We start from the raw sequence: 23311 nt of genomic DNA, 5'->3' as shown, positions 1-23311 counted from the left end.
TCCCGATTACTCTTTCTTAGTAAAAACATAAAAAAAGCCGATTCTAAAAATCGGCTTTTTTATTCATAAGGCAATTTTAATTCAAAGTCCAATAATCCTTCATTACTACAGCTTCTTTGGATGAAGATTGGCCATTCACTTCAACCTCTACTGTGTAATTGCCAGGGTTCACGGTACGAGTAATGAATCTCATCGATTCAATTCTCCTTTGGATATCTTCTTCTTCCATTCCAAAACCGCGGAATCTTTCTGCTGTTTGATCCAGTTGCTTTTGGGTTCTCTCCCCCGTAACCTCTTCAAATTCCCAAACGAATTTATTTAAGCCAGCTTTAGCGTCTATGGATTTGGTGAAAATCTCTTTCGCTCCTTTATAGATTTTTATAGTTGCTTGACCCGCATTCTTGGCATAGAATTGAATATGATTACCTGGGCTCCTGCTCTCTCCATCAAAGTTGGTATAGGCAGTCACATTACTCAAGCCTTCGATATATTGCACGGCAGGTTGGATATCAAATAGGGTCAACTCAGCATCCAACACGCTTTGATTTAAGCCCTGAAGTGAACTGATATCCGCTATAAAAATACCTCTACCATGAGTAGCCACCACCAATTCATTTTCTCTTGGATGAATCACCATATCATAGGCAGGATTACTTGGCATATTGGTCATGAACTTGGTCCAATTTGCTCCCCCATCGATACTTGCATAAGTTCCCAATTCTGTTCCTACAAATAACAAATTAGGGTTTTTCAGATCCTCTCTGATCACATTTACTCCAGCTTCTGGGATACCTGCAGCGATAGAAGTCCAGGTTTCACCCCAATCAGTTGTTTTGTATAAAAATGAAGTAAAGTCATCTCTTCTCATTCCATTGAACGAAAGGTAAGCTGTACCTGGATAATGAGCAGAAGCCTCAATTCTAGTTACCCAATATTCCGGATTGTTTGGAATGTTTTCATTTAATAAAGTCCATGTTTTACCACCATCTCTGGTGACTTGAACATTTCCATCATCTGTTCCGGCCCAAAGTTCATTAGGATCCAAAGGAGATTCCTCCAAAGTGGTAATCGTTCCATACTGAATATTTCCGGTTCCTAATGCCTTGATGGAATCGTTTTTGGATAAGTCAGGACTGATTTCGGTCCAATTCTCACCTCTGAAACTTGATCTTAGGACCTTATTGCCTGCATGATAAATCACATCTGTATCATGTTGTGAAACTACGATAGGTGAATTCCAATTCCAACGCATCTCTCTTGCTCCAGAATAACGGATGCTCTTCGATTCACCAGTTTCTAGATCCAAGCGTTGAATAGGTCCGAATTGAGACTCGTTGTACAGGTATCGATTATTAGATCGATCAATCACGTTATACATTCCATCTCCTCCACCTACTCTTTGCCAAGCTTCAAAAGGAATAGAGCTTCCGTCTTTCATGGAACTTGGGCCTCTTACAGAACCATTGTCCTGTAATCCACCATATACATTATAAGGATAAGCCATGTCCACATCTACCGCATAGAACTGAGCCAAGGGCAATTCATCCGGGTGATACCAGGTCGCACCTGCATCATACGTAATGCCCATTCCATGATCATAACCAAGCAACATATGCTCAGAATCTGCTGGATCAATCCACATCGCATGGTTGTCCCCACCGAATCTGAAAGGCATTCCCCAGGTTTTACCACCGTCTTTAGTTTCCCAAACCCGAATCCCCAAGACATACACATGGTCTTCGTCGTTTGGATCTACTATTACCTGTTGATAGTAATAAGACGGGTAACCTCCTATATCCTCCCCTTCTGGACTTATTTTTCTCCAACTTTCGCCTCCATCATCAGATCGATACATTTCAGTTCCAGCTGTTTTTTGGTCGTTGCCCAGAGGAAGTCCAATCTCGAGCATTCTTTTTCTTTCTTCCTCAGAAATCCCTTCCACATTGACATTTTCAACATTGGCATAGACTACCTCCGCATTGTTAGGCGCATAGGCAAGACCTATTCTACCTAAAAACCCACCAGGAAACCCGTTACTTAGTTTATTCCAGGACTTCCCTCCATCCGTGGATTTGTACACTGCACTTCCTTCTCCTCCTTCATTGAACGTCCAAGGTCTTCTGATTTTATCATAGGCTGCAGCAATCAGGGTATTAGGATCTTCAGGACTCATGATTACATCCACGACTCCAATATATTTCCCGTCTTCTCTCTGAATGTCCAACACCTTTTTCCAAGTTTTACCTCCATTGGTAGTTTTGTATAGTCCTCGTTCTTCATTCTCGGAATACAAATGACCTAAAGCAGCCACGTAAACTATATCTGAGTCTGTAGGATCAATGACGATTCTACCAATATGATGAGACTCTGGAAGTCCCATATTTGTCCAAGTCTTTCCGGCATCCGTAGATTTATAGATACCATCTCCCCAATAGGAGCTTCTGGAGTTATTCGCTTCCCCAGAACCAACCCAAACCACATCGGGATTTTTTTGGTCCACTGCGACAGAACCTATAGAAATGACCGATTCATTGTCAAAAATAGGAGTCCAGGACTGTCCGTTGTTTACAGATTTCCAAAGTCCTCCGGAAGCAGTAGCAGCATAGATTACTTTCGTTGAATTTGCTACAACTGCAAATTCAACATATCGACCTCCTTGTCTGGTAGGACCAATTTCCCTGAATTTAATAGCCTCAACGACTTGGTCAGGGATTTTCTGTGCATGAGCATTTGGAAGAGAAACCGCTGAAATCAACAGTCCCATTGCCAAAACACTCTTTAATTTTTTTGTAGATTGTTTGATCATAGAATTAAGGTTGTGTCAGTTAAATTAAGGTAAAAAGCAAGGACCACAAAACCCCATGAAATCAATTATGTAAATGGTGGGAATGAATAGCTTTTTGGCAATCCTGTATAAAAATTCCAGACTTCAACCCGTTAATTCAACAATCCACGGAGATTTTCAGATAAAGGGTTCCCTCCTTTTGGATTCTATAACCGATGACTTTTCCCTTGCTATCTCGTTCAAAATAGACCAAATCTCCATCAGAAAAGACATTCACTGATTCAAAGAAAAGCGGAAATTTCTCACCATTAATTAACGCATGTAGATCAGAAGGTCGATCAACTAAAACAAATTCCAAGATTGCTCCATCTATTCCAGCAGAGATTCCGCAGGTGGTGATCCACTTTCCATTATCAACAAAACGAACATCCTTTCGCACATCAGTAAAAACATTAATCCTTAGCAAATTCCATTCAGCACTTTTTTATAAAAAATAGTCTTATACCTATTTGGATTAAATCTAAATAAATTTACATTTGTCATGTATTTATAATTGATCTAAATAATGATAAGAAAATTAGTTCTGGTATTCATAGCATTTTCTCTTGTAGCATGCGGATCGCACGAAAAATCTGAAGAGACGACAACGGATCAAACATCCAAAAAAATAATTACTGCCGGAGGCACGATCACAGAGATTGTAAACGCATTAGGGCATGGGGATGAAATAATTGCCACAGACTTAACTTCGACCTATCCGGAAGCTATGAAAGAATTGCCTTCCATTGGGTATAGAAATCAAATAAAAGCAGAAGGAATTTTAGCTTTTGGACCTGATTTGGTCCTGATAGAAGAGGGATATTTAAATGCAGATGTCATCACTCAATTAAAAGCTGCCCAGGTTGAATTGGAATTATTTACAAAACCTAAATCGATCGCAGAAACCAAAACAATAATTGCAGAACTTTCTGAACTTTTTCAAGAGAAAGAAAAGGGGGTGCATCTTATTTCAGAAATAGATGCTGATTTAGAGAAGTTAAATCAGTTTATAGCAACCCATGAAAGCAAGCCCAAAGCCTTATTCGTTATGGCAAGGGGGCCGGAAACCCTATTTATTGCAGGAGAAAAGACCTTTGCTTCAGAGATTTTTAAAATAGCTCAGCTAGAAAATACTGCTACTGGTTTCGATGAGTTCGCTCCATTGAGCCCTGAGTCCTTACCTAATTTAAACCCAGACTTCATTATACTTTTCGCTTCAAGTGTCCAAAGTTTGGGCGGGTTGGAAGGATTATCAAAAATTCAAGGGATTGATCAAACTACCGCCTTCCAGAAAAACCAAATTATTACTATGGATGGTCATTATCTATCAAGCTTTGGACCTCGCGTAGGAAAAGCTGCCTTGGAACTTGCAAAAGCCGCTAGACCCTAATGCTGATTTCAACTTTACATACCGATAAGTCAAAATCGCAAAACCTAATTCTACTAGTTTTTGCGATTTCCTTGACCTTACTAATATTTCTTTCCCTCTCTCTAGGAGCATATACCATTTCCATATCACAAAGCTTTTCCATTTTGATGGAACAGTTGGGTATTCATATAGGATTACATAGCATACAGCAAGAAAATGTGCTGCTTCAGATAAGATTACCCAGAATCATTATGGCTACCATGGTAGGAGGAGGATTGGGAATTGCCGGAGCCTCCCTTCAGGGAATGTTCAGAAACCCACTGGTAGAACCTGGTTTAATCGGAGTTAGTAGCGGAAGCGCACTTTTCGCGGTCATCTTTATGGTGTTAATTCCTGTCACTTCCACCCTTTTCGAACCTTTGCAATTAATAGGACTCCCCTTTTTCGCATTCTTCGGTGGTTTAATACATGTCATCGGTGTCTATAAACTTTCCAAAAGCCAAGGAAAAACTGAATCGGGGACGTTGATATTGGCCGGGGTAGCCATTAATGCATTAGCAGGAGCACTGATCGGATTGGTCTTATTCTTTGCAGATGATACTGCTTTAAGAAGTTTTACTTTTTGGAGCTTGGGTGATCTGGGAGGTTCAGTCTGGAATAAAATTCCAATCAGTTTAGTATTGATTGGAGTCCCCTCCCTCCTTCTTCTCTTTCAACATCAAGCCTTAAATGCATTAGCACTAGGAGAGCAAGAAGCCTTCCATATGGGAGTCAATGTTCAGAGAGTTAAGCTAAAGCTTTTAATCTACTGTGCATTAATTGTTGGAACTGGGGTATCGATGGTAGGAATGGTAGGGTTTGTCGGATTAGTGGTACCTCACCTGATACGAATACTATTCGGAGCAGACCATAGACTCGTCTTGCCGGGATCCTTTTTGCTGGGTGCTATCTTGATGAATTTTGCAGATCTGGTAGCCAGAATTATAGTAATTCCTGCAGAAATGCCAATTGGGGTCATTACCGCATTAGTAGGAGCACCTTTCTTTATCTGGCTGATTTTCAACCTAAATCATTCCAAAACTTATGCTTAGAGCTTCAAATATTCATTATTGCATCAAAAACAGAGCGATCATTGATCAGATGAATCTGGAATTGAACCCAGGTGAAATTATGGCAATTTTAGGACCTAATGGAGCAGGAAAATCCACTTTTTTCAAAGTTTTATCAGGAGAAATAGCTTGCAAGCAGGGCACTGTTCACTACAATGGAAATCTGGTTCATCAACTCAAGCCAAAACAATTGGCAGAAATCAGAGCGGTTATGCCACAGCATTCCCAATTGAATTTCCCTTTCTCTGCTGAAGAAGTAGTTCGACTGGGATTGATTAGTTCCAGTTCAACAGAACCGGAAAACTTGATTTCTGAAATAATGGAAGTGACCAATACTGGTCATCTAAGAGAGAAAGCCTTCAACTATCTCTCTGGAGGAGAAAAGCAAAGAGTCCATTTGGCAAGAGTGCTGGTTCAAATCTGGGAAAACAAACCCTTTCCAAGATTTCTGCTGTTGGATGAACCTACCTCTAGTCTTGATATTTCACAGCAACATGCTGTTCTAAAAATACTAGACAAATTAAAATCCAGAAACATAGGCATTTTGCTGATTTTACATGAATTGAATTTGGCTATTCAATACGCGGATAAAATAGCACTACTAAAAAATGGAACAATTGTAAAAACCGGAGAAGTGAATGCTGTCATGGAAAAAGAAACATTAGACCATGTGTTTGAGCATCCTATCCAGCTTATTAAAAACCCTTATACCGGAGGACTGATTGTATCGTCCTCCCCTGAAATAATCTCGAATTTATCCTCTTCAAAACTAGCTTATTATGGAAATCTTTAATGAATCTACCGACACACTAAAGCAAAACTGGGAAGAATTAAAAAGCGACTTTCCTCAATTAAGAATCCGAGATGCAGCAAAAAGACTAGGAGTTTCTGAAGCCGAGTTATTGGCAACAGGTATCGGTGAGAATGTAATAAGACTACAAGACAATTTTAAATCACAGGTACTTGATTTCCCTAAGCTTGGGAAAGTCATGTCTTTGACTAGAAATGAAGCATGTGTCTTGGAGCATAAAGGCCCTTTTCAAAAAATTGAACTACATGCTGCCGGTCCTTCAACCATCGCTACCGTGATTGGACCAATAGAACAGCGTGTGTTTTTCAAAAGCTGGAAATTCGGTTTTGCTGTGACTACCCAATCTCCAAGAGGAATATTAAAAAGCCTTCAATATTTTGACCAGACTGGAGAGGCTATTTTAAAAGTTTATTTACAAGAGAAGTCTAACCCAGAGGCGTATGAATTAATGGTTGAAAAATACGCATCGGAAAACCAACATATCCCACTATCCATTGAAATGCCTGAAAAGCCCATTTACTCCTCATTGGATGAACTGGATATGGAAGAGTTTCAATCCGATTGGGCGAATATGAAAGATACTCATGACTTTTTCGGTATGCTTAGAAAGCATAAACTGAACCGATTGGATGCTGTAAAATGGATTGGGGATAGATGGGCCTACGAAGTAAGCAAGTCTTCTGTGAGGAAAGTACTTTCTGTTGCCTCTGAAACGCAATTACCAATCATGATTTTTGCGGGCAATAAAGGAAACATTCAAATTCATCAGGGAAAAGTAAGAACCATCAGACAAATGGGAGATTGGATTAATGTTCTAGATCCTGATTTCAATATGCACCTTAATGAATCAGAAGTAGATTCTGCATATGTGGTTCATAAAAATACAACAGATGGATATGTATCCGCACTTGAACTATTTGACAAAAACGGAGAAATGGTAGCTCAATTCTTTGGTCTTAGAAAACCAGGATTGCCTCAAAAACCCGCATGGAAAGAATTATTGGATCAATTGACATAATACTGATGGGGAGGTAATACTCCCCAAAAAAAATTTAGCTCTATGTTTAGATTTAGTCTAAATAAAATAACCGCTTCGATACTATTCATCCTCTTTTGTTCCTCTTTTACTCTTGCACAACAAAAGGCCCGAATAACCAGCAGTTCTGGAGAGGAAATTCCCTACGCCACTATTCAGTTAGAAAATGGAAAAATCATTAAAACTGACATCGATGGGAAGTTTGACTTGGATATAGCAATGAGAAATAAACGGTTTCAAATTTCGGCATTAGGCTACCAATCCAATTGGTATTATTTATCTGAAAATGATACTATTAAAGAATTTAGGTTAAAAGAAGAAATCAACGATTTAGATCCAGTTGTAGTAACAGGAAATTACGAGCCTCAATCTGCAAGAAATTCGGTTTATCAAGTTCGATCGATTGAAAAAAAAACCATTCAAAACAGAGCTTCTACTTCCATTCAAGAAGCTTTAAACACCCAACTGGGAATTAGATTTAGTCAGGATAATGCATTGGGATCATCGAATTTGGAACTTCTTGGATTGTCCGGGCAAAATGTAAAAATCCTTATCGATGGAGTGCCAATGGTGGGCAGACAAGGCACTTCCAATGAAATCAATATCAATCAAATTGATATTAACCGAATTGAACGAATCGAAATTGTAGAAGGCCCCATGTCTGTAGTGTATGGAGCGGATGCGCTAGCCGGAGTAATCAACATCATCACCAAGAAAGACCTTGGAAACAAGTGGAGTGTTATGGCCAGAATCCAAGAGGAAACAGTTGGAGTAGAATACCAGCCATTTACTAGCAAAGGCAACCATATCCGCAGTATTTCCGGAAATCTCGGAATTGAAAAATGGAATTTTGGAGCATCTTTTTCACAAAACAATTTTGGAGGGTGGAAAGGCGAAAAAACAGGTCGGGACTATGAATGGCTTCCAAAAGAACAGTTTTTCATGAATCTGAGCGCGTCTTGGACAGGTAAATCTATCTACACCGATTATCAACTGGATTATTTGGATGAAACAGTATTTTCTTATGGTGCAGATGCACGGTTTGAAATTTTAGATCAAAATTTCATCACCTCGAGATGGATGCATAGGTTAAGCGGAAGGTGGGAATCATCAAATAGCTTTGGTCTTACCTGGCAAGGTGCCTATACAAATTATTCCCGTGATTCAGAGACCTGGGTAACCAACGTCTACAGTGGAGAAAGATATCTATCTCAAGCAGAAGGGGTTAATGCCACCATCCACTACCAAGGGTTCACATGGAGAATGATGGCTGATTGGAAATCAGGGAACAACTTACGCCTTAATCCAGGCATAGACATTAATCTTGAAAAAGGTGCAGGAGAACGAATTGATTCAAATGATGGAATCCAGGATTATGCAGTTTTCCTTTCTGCAGATTGGACGCCTAGTCCGAATGTTAGTGTCAAACCTGGCCTTAGAAAAACCTGGAATTCTGCTTATGATGCACCTCCAATTATTCCTTCGATCAACACGAAATGGAATCTCTCAGATCAGTTGGCTATTCGATTTGCTTATGCAAATGGGTTTAGAGCCCCTTCCACCAGAGAATTATATTTTAATTTCTTCGATGCCAGTCATAGTATCACCGGCAACCCAAACCTAGAAGCAGAAACCTCCAATAGCATCAATGGTTCCTTGGATTGGAAGAAGCAAGTTTTTGAAGGCGTTCAATTGAAAACGATAGTCGGAGGATTCTACAATGATATCTCCAATAGAATAGCCTATGCTCAAGATCCAGAAAATATACAAGTCACTACATTGATCAATGTAGATAAATACAAAACGACCGGGATTACTATAGGAGAAAACCTTTCCATGAAAAACTGGAATTTCAACTTAGGCTTTTCATACATAGGTAGGTATAATCAACTATCTCAGGAGGAATCAGACCTTCCCATTTTTGTTTGGACTCCAGAAATCACCTCTGACATTTCTTACCAGATCAGGCCATGGAAAACTACAGCTAGTCTTTTTTACAAATGGACTGGAAGCCTGCCAGGGTATGAAATCTCCATTGATGAAAATGAGAACACCAAACCGAAAGAAATTGAATTGGACGGATACCAATGGATGGATCTAACCTTCAAAAAAGAGATAGGAACAAACCTGAACGTCCATCTCGGCATAAAAAACCTATTCAATATTACCCAAATCAACAGCAGTTCGGAATCCGGGGCTGCACATAGTACGGGGTCTCAAAGGCCTATAGGCTATGGAAGATCCTATTTCCTAGGACTTACTTATCAATTAAAAAACTAACCAATTATCAATAATCTAAACTATGAAACACGATCGATTACTCCCTATTTGCTTATTATTCATAGGAGCAGGTCTATTTACATCTTGCAATGATGATTCAGCTCCAATTGTAATTCCACCGGATGAAACTGGATTGATTGAGGTAAATGGAGGTGGAGCAACCTTTCCCAATACAGCATTTATCAAACTTAGGTCTAGCGAACAAACTGCCGTAAAAAGAGATGATTGGGACCTGGCATTTTATTCAGGATCAGATTTCAAAGTTTTGATCAATGGAACGACAGGAGCAATGGCCTCTGCCACTGGAAAAACCTCTTTGGACGAAGTTGGAACTGAAGAAGTTTCAGCGGCTGAATCAACTGGTAAACTAGTGCTCTCATTTACTAATTTGGAGAGTATTCTACATGTTGATGATCCTGCTAATCCATTAAACAAGCCCATTATTGCTCCAATCAGTGCATCCGATGATGAAAATGAAGTATATCTCTTAAATAGAGGAAGCAGTGGAGCCTCTGAAAGAACTTGGAAAAAAATCAAAATCACAAGGAATGGTTCCGGATACCTTTTGGAACATGCGGATGCAGATGGCAGCAGCTCTTCCACCCTTGAAATTTCCAAAAATGATTCAGACAATTTTGTATACGTTTCCTTCGAAAATGGAATTGTAGAAGTAGAACCCGCCAAAGAAGATTGGGACATTGCATGGACAGCAGGTACCTCCTCCACTCCCTTTCCTCAGGCGTCCAATGGGATTTTGGCCTATTTTTTCCAAGATTTAGTTTACCATAACATCTACGGTGGAACAACCGCAGTGGAAGTGCTGGAAGAAGATATCCCTTATGAAAACTTTCTCTTCTCGGATATCGCTTCCTTAACTTTTAATTCAGACAACAGATTAACTATTGGTTCTTCCTGGAGAGGAGGTGGTGGCCCAAACTCAACTCCAGCAGTTCTTGAAGACCGTTATTACATTGTCAAAGATTCAGAGGATAATTATTACAAGTTACGATTCCTCTCATTGACGAAAGATGGAGAAAGAGGAAGACCTTCTTTTGAGTACGAGCTTATAAACTCAGGTTTATAATAATGGCTATTTTAATGTTCAATCAAAGGCTGCAAAAGCAGCCTTTGATTATTTTTTGTCACTCCTCTTCACACTTTTAAAAAAAGAATCTTTTCCTACCTTAGAAACTGAAAATTCCAACCCTTTTTTGAAAGTTCTAAGCATGCTTAAGAAAAGACCCTTTTTCAAATTTTTCTCCTTCTCCCCTCTTTTAATTTTAATTCTATCATTTACTATTCAACAAAAAGAAAATTCCTACCCTAAAACGCTCCATTTTATTGGAGACTCATCAATTCGTATGGGTGGAGAAAGTAACCTTCAAATAGGATGGAGCAACTTTCTTCAAGAGTTCTTCGATAGCACCAGGTTGAAAGTCAGCAATCAGGCCATGGCAGGTAGAAGTACCAGAGCATCTATCAAAGAAAGAAGATGGAATAAGGAGTTGAGCACTCTCCAGCCAGGAGATTATGTGATCATGCAATCTGGACATAATGACTCTAGCCCAATAGATGACACATTAAAAGCTGAAGGGGTCGTCCAAAGTGCAGGGCAAGAAGTCGAGAATATTTACATCCCTATCACCAAGCAACAAGAACCAGTTTATTCCTATAGCCAATATTTAAGACAAATGATCTTTGCAGCTAAAACCAAAGAGGTAACTCCCCTCGTCTGCTCCCTAATACCAAGAAATAATTGGAAGAATGGAAAAGTAATTCGAGCGGACAAAGGATACGGGCTTTGGGCTAAACAAATAGCTCAAGACACCTTCACTACTTTTATAGATTTAAACACAAAAATGGCAAACCAATACGATGGCTTAGGTGAAGATTATGTCAGAGTTCATTATTTTGATGAAACAGATCATACACCTACCATTCTTGAAGGAGCTGAATTGAACGCCAATATAGTGGCAAAAGCAATTGATAATCTGGCGGAAATTGGTTTAAAAGAATATATAATGAAGTACAAATTATTGGAAAACCTGTCTAAGGTTTGAAAACAAAATGAATTCTCATAACTAAAATCTGAAATCAAAAATTACCTATGTTGAAAAAATTAGCTTTCCGAATGAAATTGATTCCAGGATTTGAGGAAGAATACGAAAGGCGTCATCAAGAAATCTGGCCTGAATTGGTTAGTTTATTAAAAGATACAGGAATCGTAGATTACCATATATTCCTAGATAAGGAAACCTCTCTTTTATTCGCTTTTCAAGTCACCGAAGGGAATGCAAATTCACAAGATCTTGGAAACACTGAAATTGTTCAACGCTGGTGGAAATACATGGCAGACATTATGGAAACCAATCCAGACAACTCCCCTATTTCTATTCCGCTTTTACCGGTGTTCAACTTAAAAGAAGTTCAACCTAATAAATAGAATTTTACTTCTTACATTTTAGGTATTCTCCTCCCTCTTTTTGTCTTGTTCCCGATAAAAAAGAGCAGTAGCAACTGCTGATTGGTTCGAAATCACGCAAACATCCAAGGCTTGGACAAGATGGTCAGGGAAGAATTCAAACTTCTGGTCAGAATCCGAGGTGGATTTTATACGTAGAAAAACTCAAAATGGCAGGTATTACTTTCTTGTAAACCATAGTCCTACTGACATCCACCAAACAATCTCTTTTATTTTAACAGCTAAACAGTTGGTGGTGATGGATCCATTGACTTGAAGAAGAGGAATATTGGAATCTAATTCAAATGGCAGCAAAACCAGTGCGTCAATCTCCTTAAAACCGGCTGAGTCCATTTTCGTCAAGGCCTTGGAAGAATCGAACGAAACAAGGCTTTCGAATTGGCTAGATTATAGCCGCTTAGGAAGGAATCAAGACCTCTCTTCCTATTTTGGACATTAGCATTTACAAAGGGGCAACCCCGCCTTCCTTCCTCCCTACAAATGGAGGCCATTCATCCATGGATCACTCAGGGAGATAGTTCTTCGGATGATTTTTCTGGACAAGCAAACTACACTTCCAATTTTGAATTGGAAAAAAATGTGGGAAAACGATATCTATTACAGATAAATCAAATGTATGAAAGTGCCAAGATTTGGATCAATGACGAGTAAGACTGAGCCATGTGAAGTATTCCTTTTCAGCTGAATATAACTGAGCACCTTAAAAAACGGTCCAAACACCATCAAGATAGAAGTAGCAAATTTGATGGCTAATAGTATCCGATATTTAAATAGGAATGGAATTCAAAGGAGGAATTACCGTAAAATCAATTTTGTAAACATTGATTACAATCCCTTTGATGCAAGCAATTGGAATACCATGCCTTCAGGGACTGAGGGAAAAGTGTCAATAGGTGAGTATTAGGTAATAAACTTAAAATCGCTTCTTCACTATAGAACATAGAATACCAGTTTTTCAAAAAATTAGAAACCAGCAGCCTAAACAAACTTTAGATTTAATCCTGAATAAGGCTCAACCAAACAAATATTCAAATATCTTTAAGCGAAAATTACTTCCTTGCCAGATTAGGTATATGTCAAAATCATCAAATATTAATAAGCCTTGGACTATTTCAGTTATCTATTTGATAATAGGTGTGAGCTGGATTTTTTTTAGCGACAAGGCTGCAGAATATTTAGTAAGCAATGATATTAGAGAAATGTCCAGGTATCAACTGGCGAAGGGAATTTTCTTTGTCCTTGTAACAAGTCTTTTGTTATTTATCCTGATTTATCGCCTTTATAGTCAAGTAAACAAAAGAAAACAGGAACTTGAATTACTTTTTACCAATCCAAATCTTGGAATTTTAAAGTTGGATGAAATGGGATATATCACCTATATCAGTGAGAATATCCGCAAAATCACAGGATACAAAGCCGCTGAAATAGAAGGAAAACATATTATCCAATTTACTCCTGAGGAATGGAAGGAAGTAGACTTAGAAGAGCTGAAATTAATTTCCATGTCGAAAGGAAATGAAGGTTTCACTTTTACCAAGAGAATTTTATGTAAGAATGGAGAAACTATAATCCTCAGAGCTTATGGAATGAAAGTGGTCAATGAACGGATTAATTCTGTCAGTTATATTACCACCTTCCAAAACATCACCGACCAAGTCAAATTTTTAAACAGGCTTGAATCTCAAAATAAGAAACTTAAAGATATTGCATTTGAACACTCCCATGTAGTCCGGGCTCCTTTAGCAAGAATTATGGGGATAACTGATTTGGTTCAAAGCCATGAACTGGATTTAGATGAGAAAAAACAATTGCTCTCCAATTTAAAATCATCAAGTGAAGAGTTGGACCAAGCATTAAAAGAGATCAACCTAAAAATGAAAGAAGTTTGATTTCCAACCTAATCAGGAGATTTTATTCCTTAAATATTGGATAAATTGAAGGTCATCTGGCGTTAGAATAAATTGCTTTTCCTCATTCTTTTTAATGAGTACTTTATTCTTTCTTTGGGTAGCAAATAAGATTACCCTTCCAATTTTTGGGATATAAAACCTTCCGAAATAGCCAAAAAGCCCCCCTACTCCGAAAGTCCTAATAGTCCCTTTAGTCTCTTCCTTTGTAAGTCCCTTAACTTCGGTGATTTCATGAAGGCCTATTTTAAAATCTCCAATAATTCTTTTGATAGTTAGCTTTCCATCACCAATCTCATAATCCTGCGGTGAAAAAACCCAAGTCCCTATTAGTACGAAAACTAAAAACACCAAAATAAAAACATGAAGATAAAAGCTTGTGGGCTCAGTTTCTGATTCCAAAATTATGTGGACACTTCGCTGACCTAAATAAATGAAAAGTAAAACAATAAAGCCAGTGATGACTTTGGCAAGAGTATCTAAAGATGCTTTAAATTTCATAGTAAAAGTTTTTCAAAGGAAGTTATTCTATACGGTAGTTTTTCTATACCCATTTCTTTTACCTCGATAGCTTCACAAAATTGTACCCTCTACTTCGAAGTTCTATAATTAATTCTTTCAATTTCATATAAAATTTATCCTGTCGCTGGGGAGTCGTACCAGGGTGAATTAACAAATGAAAACCATTTAATCCATACGAGATTTCATAATTATAAATACTTTCAAGAATCGTAGATGAGTCGACATAATTTTCCATGTCAGGACTGGTATAATCTGCATTTGATCTAGTCCCAGAACTGAAATTAATGGTAAGCTGTTCCAAACCTTCCGCTATTTCCACAACTTTTTTATTGTACCATTCGTAAGGTGGCAAGAAAATATCAGGATGGACTCCTAAATTTTCCAATTCCTTCAAATTATCAATTATATCTTGTTGGATCACCTGTTCATCAACTAATAAACTATCCCGGTTTCCCCAATCACAGTACAATAAGTGTTGATCAGAATGGGCTCCTATGTAATGATCCTCATTCGCAATCCTTTTCACTAGTTCTTGATTAGACCTTACAAATTCTCCTGTAAAAAAGAAGGATGCTTTTATCCCATGATTTTTTAAAACTTTTAAAACATGATCAAAGCCCTCATTGTAATCATGTCCGGAGAAAATCAAGTAAATGTTTTTCTCCTTTTGATCTGACCTTATCAAAGCTCCATAGGCATCATAAATCACTTGTCCCTGAACAAAGGAAACACTACAAAAAAATCCAAGTAAGAAGACCCAGAGTTTAGTCATGATTCAAATAAGTAAGAATCATTAAGAGCTCTGCAGATCCATCCAAGGTAGGTTCATTGGTGCTATAATCCATCCAATCATCCATGTATTTAATATGATCTGGTTGCAAATGAGCATATTCATCCGGCTCTGAAAGTTCAATCCCCAACATATTTTCATGAATACTTGACCAGATGGGACCATCTACCAAACTGCCTGCTATGGTGGTATTCAGCAATCTCCAAAATGGCATATGCACATCCATAGGATAGTCTGCATGTTCAGGAAGTCCAGTGATCATACTGGACCCCCATGGGTTTAACCCCAGTAGCCAGTTGACATGATTTACCAAAAGAGGGCGGTATTTCTTTGAACCGGTCATTTCTTCATAAAGCATGGCTTGGGTAGCTACTGCTGCTGCTAGGTTATTAGAACACCAAATAAATAAATGGCCAACTCCATATGGATTTTGGTCCGCTCGGTTTTTTACATTCTCCAGGTTATGTTCAAAGTATGCTACCATCTGCTTCTTATCCTCTTCTTTCCCAATTTGCCAAAGAGCGTAATGCCCCATGTTTAAAAATGGATACATTTCATAATGGCTAGCAGAGTCACGTTCCATCCAGGACCACTCTTTAATAATGGAAGCGTATCTTCTAGCATCTTCCAAATAATCTTTTTCCTTAGAAATTTTAAACAATTCCGCAGCAGCCCACTCCATATCATCCGCCCAGGTATTTTCCTCATATCGATAGGGAGCACTAAAACTATTCCCTTGCTGAAAGCCTTCTTTTTTCTTCCCCATTTGGTAAATTTCCACAGCGGCATTCAAACATTTCTCGGCAAATGCATGGTATTCAGGAAAACTTATGAATACTTGGTATCCCAATGCAAGAGTGGCAGCTGATCTGCCAGCAAGATTTCCTATGCCAGTAGCTTCACTTTTGTATTTAGAAAGACCTTGTGGCTTACCTGTAGCAAAATAGACAGGCCTAAAACGATTGGCTCCCCATCCATAATCAGCATTGTCTTCATGGGGAAGTTTAAAGCCTCTATGATCTCGATCATCAGCCACTTGATGGTATAATTCATTGGGTCCAGGATGTAACTTAAGGATCCATTCCAATCCCCACTTGGCTTCATCCAAAATATCAGGAAGTTCATTTTTCATCGGAAGACCTTGCTCATTTACTTCATCTTTAAATCGCTCAGGCCTCATTTGGTAAGTCATTAAAAGTCTGGCGGTAGTATTACTGCTGGTGATCAAATATTTCAGTTGATCCCCCGCATCATGCCAACCTCCCGTCGCATCCATTCTGGTGGAATCAGACCAAATCCCAAAAAAACTCAATCCATCTTCCTGATGACAATATTCTTCAATAAAGGGATTAAACCCGCACCTTTGAGTTCTTATAAATGAAACTACATCCTCTTGCCAGGCAGGATAAGCTCCAATCCAAAAATTCTCACTTTTGATAGTAGACCCCTGCAGTTCCAAATAGAACTCTCCTTCCTCAGTAAATCCAGAAAAATCGAGTTCATAATAATAGGAAAAAGGACTCCAAGGATTTCCCTTTCTTTGAAGCACTAATCGTTCTTTTGTCTGACCAATAGAGGTTTTTAAATAAACCTCTGTCGTCTCTAAATCCACTTTACTCAGGATTAAGGCCGTTTTTGGCATATCCTTTAGATATCCCTGTAAGTTGACTCGGAATTCTACATCCGAGGCTGCCAACAGATCGGTGGAACGTACTATAAAAACAAGGACAAAAAGAATAAAAGAGAGATTTTTGAAATTCATATGGAACAAATGAAGTGAATCAAGGGAATTTGAAAAATAGATCTAGATGAGAAAATACTTCATTAATTATTCATAAAAAAGAGATTCTAACTAAAACTCCTTTAGTATTAACATCATTTAATTTTTGCTATAACCTATTCCATCCAAACTATCCTATTGCTGATTGATACCAAGATCAATTTCATCTCACGAGTAAGTTTGATTGTTTGCCTGGAGTCTCAATAGCATTGTTTTATCGAACTGATTCAAGAAAAAAGGGACCTAGATAGTCCCTTATTTAATAATCATAATGGAATAGATTATTTGATGACTAACTCATCGACAAACATAAACCCGGATTGAGTATTTTTTGCATTGACCTGAACAAATCTGGCACTTTTACCTTCTAATGAACCTTCAAAATTGTGGAAGATCAACCCCTCCTCTTCAGAAGAAATGGTATGATTCAAAGTCAACACTTTCTCAAATGTTTTCCCATCCTCGGATATGGAAACTTCTAGCGAACCTGGCAAAAACACCCCGGGGCCAATCAATTGCATGAAATTCGCTGAGAAATAAGACAAATCATTGACTTCTTCAAGATCTACGATAACATCCAAATCATTGGTAAATCCTTGCCAAAACCCATCATTGTAAGAATCTCCACCTCTTAATCCGTTTGTGAGACTTCCTGCATCACCTGCCGGATAAGAAGGATTCCAGGCCTTATTATAAACTACAGGTTTACCTATGGCAAGGTGATAATCTACTTGTTTTTTCAAAATCGGTTCCTTGGCTTCTCCGTCTTCAAAAACTGCTGCCACAATGGAGGCACTTCCATTTACAAAAAACTCCCCTTGATACAGGTTCGCAGCAGAAGTTGGAATAGTACCATCAGTGGTATAATAGATGATTGGGTCATTCAGGTCTGTTTCAAATGAAACACCAATCCTCTTGTTTTCTAGATCCACATTCATAAATGGAATCAACGCATTACTTTGCTTGTACTCGTATTTTACACCCATAGACTCCAATATATCCAGTTGTGATGGCAGTCTTCTTTTAAAGGCATCCCAATCCTGGATTGAAGAGGGAGACCAAGCTCTTTCGGCAAGAGCCAATACATTGGGGAATAACATCGCATCAGCCAACTCCTCGGAAGGAATGGTTTCTGTCCATAGACAAGCTTGTAAACCTTTAATCTTATAAGAAAGCTCTTCTGGAAATTTGGCTCCTAACAGCTTCTTATTGTAGATATCAAATAGTTTGGAATTGGGACTTGAAAAGTAAAAAGGATCTCCTGGGGTTAAAATCAAATCATTCCCATTCTTTACCACTTTATCAGGGACTTCAGCCACCCAATTTCTCCAATACATGACATTCAAGCTAGCATCAATTCCCCCTGCCAACGCATCATCCCAAACAACCACTTCTTTTCCTTTATCTTGTAGAAAAGTGGTAACTCGCTCTACAAAATAGCTTTGGAGCAGGTCAACATCTTCTATTCCATTTTCCCGCATAAATTCATTGCATTCAGAAGATTCTTCCCAAGTGGATTTCTCCACTTCGTCTGCTCCGATATGAATATACTTGGATGGAAAAATTTCACTTACTTCCGTCAATACATTTTCTACAAACGTATAGACCTCTTCATTTACAGGACAAAGCGGCGTGGAAAACACCTCGCCCCATGCAGCTTCCCCATTACAAGCCAACTCAGGAAAAACTGAAATTGCTGCCATCATATGCCCCGGCATATCGATTTCAGGAATAATTTCCACATGCCTGGTACCTGCAAAGGCAACCAAGTCTTTCAATTCCTCTTGGGTATAATATCCACCATAATGAAGTCGATCATCGATTACTTTGATATGTTTAGGATCCAAAGCAAACCTTGGGTCTTCAATGGATTTATCTATACAAATTGAATCTTGATCATTAAATGTTCTCCAAGCTCCTTGTTCCGTCAATTGAGGATATTTCTTGATTTCAATTCTCCATCCTTGATCATCGGTCAGATGCAAGTGAAGTTTATTGAGTTTATACAAGGCCAATAAATCCACATACCTTTTTAGATAATCCATTGAAAAGAAGTGTCTGGACACATCCAAATGCATCCCTCTCCATTCATAGGTAGGTTGATCACTGATCTCCAAAACAGGAAGCCTGATTTCCTCTAAAGAATTGGAAGGTGGGATTAACTGTTTCAGCGACATCAAACCATAAAAGATTCCTTTGCCATGGCTGGCTTTTAAAGTTATTTTATGTTCTTGGATGATCAGGGAATAGGATTCCTCCCCTTCAATTTCATTTGACTTTAAAATTTCCAGGCTATTTCTTCCATCTATTATGGAAAGCTCCTTCCCTAATTTTTCGGAGATGTACAGTTGAAAAAAATCAATTTCATTTTGAAACCCATCAGCTTCCGAAAAGATCAACTGAGTTTTAGAATCCAACACAAACTCTCCTCCAGAAACGTTCAGATGTGCAGGGGCAGGTATAATTGAAATTTGTTCCGTAGCGGGTTGAGAACAAGAAAAAAGAAGACAAATCCCAACGAAGTATAATACGTGTTTCAAAACGAATATTCTAATGTGAAACGCCAAAGATAATAGGGGAAATAAAAATAAATCCCTTCCTTCAAAAACCTCTTTTCAAATAGTCTAGCTCAACGAGCAGTTACCCCATCAAGCTAAGTGGCTATGTGGTTCAAAATCGCAACTTTAGTGTATTCAAAAAGTCAATTGAAAATTTTCAAATTCACCTCTACTATTTTCTTTCTTTCTGACAAGTAATCCAGACTTAATCCTCCAAGACAAAAAATGAAAGCAATCGTATCCTTTAATTTTAATGTAGATTCGCCATGGGCCTTGAGGCTAATTAGAAAAAGATAATGTGAAAATTTGAAAATAAGGACCTTCTGGGCTATTCACTTTTCGATTATAAGCCAATTGATAAGTAGTATTTGCCCAATTGATATTACTGAGTCCATGGGATAAATCTTTTGGAGCAGCCAAAACTTGGATAGTTTCCCCATCTTCTTCTTTTGTAAGATAAAGAGATTCCTTTGACCCATAAGCAAAATACTTCCCATCAAAACTTAAATCAAATGAGGTGTCAGCGGAAAAGTCATTATAAGAGACCTGATTGATCGTGCCATCAGCAGGTGAAACCGAATAGATTTGAACAATGCCCTTTTCATCCTTTTTGTAAAAATAGATTTTGCTTCCATCAGGGGAGCTCCTGAGCCATTGCCTTGGTCCTTGAATCCCCGGATAGGTATGCGTAGAAGTATGGGTCAGCCTTCTTTGCTTCACACCTTCAGGAACTGTGGGCAGAATCGTCCTAGCCCCACTTGTAACCCCAATCTTCAATAATTCAAGATCGTCAGGAATATCAGAAATAAAGATTTCGGTTGCTTTTTCACCATTTTCTAAAACCACATTTCCCAAATAGGCCAAAGCTCTTGCTTGGACGGTTCCATCTTGCCTTTTGTAACCAGATTTTCCTACCCAGCACTCCTCGTATGCTTTACTTATTTGATCTGAACCTTTTTCAGGGTTAGCAGTAACCTCAGCCAATAAAATTGCAAAACCACTTCCATTGAAATTTTCATGATTTACGTTTCCATTAATTGAAACAGGCTCATTAGTCAAAATTGCCCCAACAGTTCTTAAATCGACTACTTCTGGATTCACTTGAGCTTCTTGTTCTAAAACTTCATCGTTATAGGTAAAGCTGACCATCTGGCCATCAGAGCTATAAGAGTACGCATGAGATCCACCTCTTAATGCCCCTAAAGTAAAAGGCTCTTGAACATCACGTGCATCCAATGGAAAAGTATTCAAATCATCATCCAAATCAAGTTGCATGGCAAAACGTCTTGTGATGTAATACGGCCTTTTTTCTGAAGCATTCCTTAATCCATGAATAAATACGATCTTATTCTCTTTTGGGTGAAAGCTCACTGCACCAACTCCAGGACCATAATTTTGTTGATTTTCAAGTTTATAAACCGTACTCACTTTTTTCGTGAATAGGTTTATAAATTGAATAGAAGCATTCTCCCCTATTTTGGAATCCTCGTTTCTATTATCGAAAGCCAAAAATTGATCATAAGGAGAAAACGCCTGTCTTTGATTTAAAAAATGACCTTGTGGTCCTTCAGTCATTTGAATTTCATGGAGCACCATGGGGTTGGTGAATACGTGATTTAAGTCCACATTTTGTTTTTTTGAATTCCAACTAGCACACAAAAGTACAAGGGTATAAATTAAAAGAAGCCACAAAAGCTTGGAAAGATCTTTAACTATCAATGTGAACCTGTAGCTATTTTGGAGAAAGCCAGTTTTCATTTTTAACTATCTCTCGAAGTAGTAAAATGCACATCTTGAGCACCTACTAGAATTCCCCAGATACCCTCTTTGTTCCAATCGATAAAAGTAGGACTAGTGGTATGAACTACCAGCATTTTATCTGACAATGGCCCTCCATGTTTAAAAATCACCTTATCAGATTTTTGGCTGATTTTTTCAAAAAGAGACACATTTACACAATTCACCAATAAGTCCATATCCCCATCTCCGTCATAATCCATAGGCAAAGCCCAGGCCCACAGCCCCACTCCTAAAAAGGAAGTTGTTTCTAGATTATTATATTTAACAATTTAAAAATCAATACTTTGATCATTATCAATTAAAGTTCTTTCTTGGAAAAAAAACAGCAGGTTTCCGAATCCAAAGAAGGTCAAAAGTATCAAGACAGATAATGGATATCTCATAAGGCAAAACAGTAGATCAAAGGGAGTTCTAAAAAATATTTAAGACATTTCATCAATTCGATCACATACACCTTTACCTATTCTTATAAACATTGATATAAATAAAACAGCCGTCAAGGTATTGCCTTGACGGCTGAAGTTTGTATTTACCTACAGTAAGTAAAGCGGTTATCAAACCATATCCGGAACCTCAAAGCCCGGTCTATAATTTCTTGTCAGCATTTTATCTGCCTCTGGATCATTGACAAATTTCTCCGATTGAGGATCAAAATGTAAAACTCTTCCCAATCGATACGCGATATTTCCCAAATGGGCCAATCCAGATGATAAATGTGCTGTTTCCACAGGTCCATTTAATATAGATCGATCATGCTTCCGAACTGCTTCTATGAAGTTGGCAATGTGTCCATCTGTACCTCCAGCTCCCCGGTCCATTCCAGTTGCAGCTTCTCCTCCATCATCTCCAGATATCCCAGGAGTTCTATCTGGCCCCAAGAAGGATTTGAATTTATCATAACCATCCACTACAATATATCCTTTATCACCATAAAAAATATTTCCTACAGTAGCTCCCCCTTCAGTATTGGTGTACCAAGGTCTCACCTCAAATTGGATAATTTTACCTTCCTCAGGATAATTATAAATAGAAGTTAACACTTCAGGTACTTCCTTACTATCATCCCAAAGGTATTTCCCACCCATAGAGGTAATTTCGGTAGGGAAACCTACATCCAATCCCCACATGCAAAGGTCTGTTTCATGTATTCCCTGATTCCCAACATCTCCATTTCCGTAATCCCAGTTCCAATGCCAATTGTAATGCACCAAATTCCGAGTAAAAGGCCTTTTTGGAGCTGGCCCAGTCCATAAATCATAATCTAAACCCTCCGGAACCGGTTCAAAACCTTTATCTCCAATATCTCCTCTCATTCTAAAGACTAGGCCCCTCGCCATGTAAACACGACCGATGTACCCTTCTCTCATTAACTTGATTGCTTGCTGAACAGCTGGAGAACTTCTCAATTGAACACCATGCTGTACGATCCGATCGTATTTATTGGCAGCCTCAATCATTTTCCTACCTTCCCAGATATTATGAGAACCTGGTTTTTCAACGTACACATCCTTTCCTGCCTGACAAGCCCAAATAGTTGCCAATGCATGCCAATGATTAGGGGTCGCAAGACTTACTACATCAATATCTTTATTATCAAAAACCTTTCTTAGATCCTGTTCAACAGCTACATCAAGGTTATATTTCTCTTTAAAAGTTTTTTGACGAGCCACAAGCAAATTCATATCAGGATCACATAAAGTCGTTACCTGAACGTCTTTTTGAGCCATAAAACCTTGAATATGCGAGTTGCCTCTCCCATTGATTCCTAAGACAGCAGCATTAATTCTATCATTTGCACCAAATGCCGAGGCGGGAATGATGGTAGGAGCTATCAATGCCGCGGAACTTGCAATTGCCGTTTTCTTGATAAATGTTCTTCTAGATGAGTCTTTCTTCATTATTGTTAATTTTTAAGGATAAGTGTCTTTATGGACGCCTCCTTGATTTCTTAAAATAGGCCACCGATACTATTAAGAGGACCATTTCAAGCAAAGAGGCTATTTTGGGTGGTTTCAGTATAAATGATCAAGATGCAAACGATTA

20 protein-coding genes are annotated in these 23311 nt (G+C 38.4%); 11 read left to right on the top strand and 9 right to left on the bottom strand.

Annotation, left to right across the window (positions count from 1 at the left end; translation table 11 throughout):
• Positions 1-76: 76 nt before the first annotated feature.
• Together JYB62_RS02215 and JYB62_RS02210 are read right to left on the bottom strand one after the other, a co-directional pair.
• Positions 77-2806, bottom strand: coding sequence for a WD40/YVTN/BNR-like repeat-containing protein (locus JYB62_RS02215; RefSeq protein WP_207758587.1), 2730 nt, complete (start codon positions 2804-2806; stop codon positions 77-79).
• Positions 2807-2942: 136 nt separating this feature from the next.
• The gene (locus JYB62_RS02210) at positions 2943-3251 is read right to left on the bottom strand and encodes a hypothetical protein (protein WP_205643814.1); all 309 of its coding nucleotides are present in this window, start codon (positions 3249-3251) and stop codon (positions 2943-2945) included.
• 99 nt (positions 3252-3350) lie between these two features.
• On the opposite strand from JYB62_RS02210, the gene JYB62_RS02205 reads away from it, so the two are divergent.
• The 11 genes from JYB62_RS02205 to JYB62_RS02155 all read left to right on the top strand — a co-directional run bounded on the left by JYB62_RS02205 (position 3351) and on the right by JYB62_RS02155 (position 13800).
• Entirely contained in the window at positions 3351-4214 is an 864-nt protein-coding gene (locus JYB62_RS02205) for a heme/hemin ABC transporter substrate-binding protein (RefSeq protein ID WP_205643813.1), read from the top strand.
• Positions 4214-5284 carry a FecCD family ABC transporter permease gene (locus JYB62_RS02200; RefSeq protein ID WP_205643812.1) on the top strand — a complete coding sequence of 357 codons (1071 nt, stop codon included), beginning with the start codon at positions 4214-4216 and terminating at the stop codon, positions 5282-5284. Before JYB62_RS02205 ends, JYB62_RS02200 begins: the two co-directional genes overlap by 1 nt.
• Positions 5277-6095 carry a heme ABC transporter ATP-binding protein gene (locus JYB62_RS02195; protein WP_205643811.1) on the top strand — a complete coding sequence of 273 codons (819 nt, stop codon included), beginning with the start codon at positions 5277-5279 and terminating at the stop codon, positions 6093-6095. Before JYB62_RS02200 ends, JYB62_RS02195 begins: the two co-directional genes overlap by 8 nt.
• Positions 6082-7131, top strand: coding sequence for a hemin-degrading factor (locus tag JYB62_RS02190; RefSeq protein ID WP_205643810.1), 1050 nt, complete (start codon positions 6082-6084; stop codon positions 7129-7131). Before JYB62_RS02195 ends, JYB62_RS02190 begins: the two co-directional genes overlap by 14 nt.
• Before the next feature lie 42 nt (positions 7132-7173).
• On the top strand, positions 7174-9429 hold the full coding sequence (locus tag JYB62_RS02185; RefSeq protein WP_205643809.1) for a TonB-dependent receptor: 2256 nt from the start codon (positions 7174-7176) through the stop codon (positions 9427-9429).
• A 22-nt stretch (positions 9430-9451) separates the two neighbouring features.
• The gene (locus tag JYB62_RS02180; protein WP_205643808.1) at positions 9452-10513 is read left to right on the top strand and encodes an HmuY family protein; all 1062 of its coding nucleotides are present in this window, start codon (positions 9452-9454) and stop codon (positions 10511-10513) included.
• Between the two features lie 142 nt (positions 10514-10655).
• Positions 10656-11489: a GDSL-type esterase/lipase family protein gene (locus tag JYB62_RS02175; RefSeq protein WP_205643807.1), complete on the top strand. Its 834-nt coding sequence runs from the start codon at positions 10656-10658 to the stop codon at positions 11487-11489.
• Between the two features lie 47 nt (positions 11490-11536).
• Positions 11537-11872: an L-rhamnose mutarotase gene (gene rhaM / locus JYB62_RS02170; protein ID WP_205643806.1), complete on the top strand. Its 336-nt coding sequence runs from the start codon at positions 11537-11539 to the stop codon at positions 11870-11872.
• 160 nt (positions 11873-12032) lie between these two features.
• Positions 12033-12167, top strand: coding sequence for a Beta-galactosidase C-terminal domain (locus JYB62_RS20095; RefSeq protein ID WP_205643805.1), 135 nt, complete (start codon positions 12033-12035; stop codon positions 12165-12167).
• A gap of 224 nt (positions 12168-12391) precedes the next feature.
• Positions 12392-12562, top strand: a complete 171-nt coding sequence (locus JYB62_RS02160; RefSeq protein ID WP_205643804.1) for a hypothetical protein — start codon at positions 12392-12394, stop codon at positions 12560-12562.
• A 422-nt stretch (positions 12563-12984) separates the two neighbouring features.
• Positions 12985-13800, top strand: a complete 816-nt coding sequence (locus tag JYB62_RS02155) for a PAS domain S-box protein (RefSeq protein ID WP_205643803.1) — start codon at positions 12985-12987, stop codon at positions 13798-13800.
• A gap of 12 nt (positions 13801-13812) precedes the next feature.
• On the opposite strand, the gene JYB62_RS02150 is transcribed toward JYB62_RS02155, so the two are convergent.
• From JYB62_RS02150 to JYB62_RS02120, 7 genes are all read right to left on the bottom strand, one after another.
• Complete coding sequence (locus tag JYB62_RS02150) at positions 13813-14319, bottom strand: PH domain-containing protein (RefSeq protein WP_205643802.1); 507 nt, start codon at positions 14317-14319, stop codon at positions 13813-13815.
• A gap of 58 nt (positions 14320-14377) precedes the next feature.
• On the bottom strand, positions 14378-15112 hold the full coding sequence (locus tag JYB62_RS02145) for a polysaccharide deacetylase family protein (RefSeq protein ID WP_205643801.1): 735 nt from the start codon (positions 15110-15112) through the stop codon (positions 14378-14380).
• Positions 15105-16892, bottom strand: coding sequence for a glycoside hydrolase family 9 protein (locus tag JYB62_RS02140; protein WP_205643800.1), 1788 nt, complete (start codon positions 16890-16892; stop codon positions 15105-15107). Before JYB62_RS02140 ends, JYB62_RS02145 begins: the two co-directional genes overlap by 8 nt.
• 299 nt (positions 16893-17191) lie before the next feature.
• Positions 17192-19450, bottom strand: a complete 2259-nt coding sequence (locus JYB62_RS02135) for a glycoside hydrolase family 20 protein (RefSeq protein WP_205643799.1) — start codon at positions 19448-19450, stop codon at positions 17192-17194.
• A gap of 297 nt (positions 19451-19747) precedes the next feature.
• On the bottom strand, positions 19748-21094 hold the full coding sequence (locus JYB62_RS02130; protein ID WP_205643798.1) for a DUF3748 domain-containing protein: 1347 nt from the start codon (positions 21092-21094) through the stop codon (positions 19748-19750).
• 134 nt (positions 21095-21228) lie between these two features.
• Positions 21229-21495, bottom strand: a complete 267-nt coding sequence (locus JYB62_RS02125; RefSeq protein ID WP_205643797.1) for a hypothetical protein — start codon at positions 21493-21495, stop codon at positions 21229-21231.
• A 327-nt stretch (positions 21496-21822) separates the two neighbouring features.
• Entirely contained in the window at positions 21823-23166 is a 1344-nt protein-coding gene (locus JYB62_RS02120) for a Gfo/Idh/MocA family protein (protein WP_205643796.1), read from the bottom strand.
• Positions 23167-23311 lie beyond the last annotated feature (145 nt).

This window comes from Algoriphagus lutimaris (assembly GCF_017051705.1).
Classification (GTDB): Bacteria; Bacteroidota; Bacteroidia; order Cytophagales; family Cyclobacteriaceae; genus Algoriphagus; species Algoriphagus lutimaris.
The sequence above is the reverse complement of the archived record's forward strand: the minus strand, read 5'-3'. Positions and strand labels throughout refer to the sequence as shown.

Bases quoted from the DNA above. Each gene is read 5' to 3' on its own strand.
- JYB62_RS02190 (WP_205643810.1), top strand. From the start codon at position 6,082: ATGGAAATCTTTAATGAATCTACCGACACACTAAAGCAAAACTGGGAA.
- JYB62_RS02205 (WP_205643813.1), top strand. From the start codon at position 3,351: ATGATAAGAAAATTAGTTCTGGTATTCATAGCATTTTCTCTTGTAGCA.
- JYB62_RS02175 (WP_205643807.1), top strand. From the start codon at position 10,656: ATGCTTAAGAAAAGACCCTTTTTCAAATTTTTCTCCTTCTCCCCTCTT.
- JYB62_RS02215 (WP_207758587.1), bottom strand. From the start codon at position 2,806: ATGATCAAACAATCTACAAAAAAATTAAAGAGTGTTTTGGCAATGGGA.
- rhaM (WP_205643806.1), top strand. From the start codon at position 11,537: ATGTTGAAAAAATTAGCTTTCCGAATGAAATTGATTCCAGGATTTGAG.
- JYB62_RS02120 (WP_205643796.1), bottom strand. From the start codon at position 23,166: ATGAAGAAAGACTCATCTAGAAGAACATTTATCAAGAAAACGGCAATT.
- JYB62_RS02195 (WP_205643811.1), top strand. From the start codon at position 5,277: ATGCTTAGAGCTTCAAATATTCATTATTGCATCAAAAACAGAGCGATC.
- JYB62_RS02140 (WP_205643800.1), bottom strand. From the start codon at position 16,892: ATGAATTTCAAAAATCTCTCTTTTATTCTTTTTGTCCTTGTTTTTATA.
- JYB62_RS02145 (WP_205643801.1), bottom strand. From the start codon at position 15,112: ATGACTAAACTCTGGGTCTTCTTACTTGGATTTTTTTGTAGTGTTTCC.
- JYB62_RS02185 (WP_205643809.1), top strand. From the start codon at position 7,174: ATGTTTAGATTTAGTCTAAATAAAATAACCGCTTCGATACTATTCATC.
- JYB62_RS02200 (WP_205643812.1), top strand. From the start codon at position 4,214: ATGCTGATTTCAACTTTACATACCGATAAGTCAAAATCGCAAAACCTA.
- JYB62_RS02150 (WP_205643802.1), bottom strand. From the start codon at position 14,319: ATGAAATTTAAAGCATCTTTAGATACTCTTGCCAAAGTCATCACTGGC.
- JYB62_RS02180 (WP_205643808.1), top strand. From the start codon at position 9,452: ATGAAACACGATCGATTACTCCCTATTTGCTTATTATTCATAGGAGCA.
- JYB62_RS02155 (WP_205643803.1), top strand. From the start codon at position 12,985: ATGTCAAAATCATCAAATATTAATAAGCCTTGGACTATTTCAGTTATC.
- JYB62_RS02160 (WP_205643804.1), top strand. From the start codon at position 12,392: ATGGAGGCCATTCATCCATGGATCACTCAGGGAGATAGTTCTTCGGAT.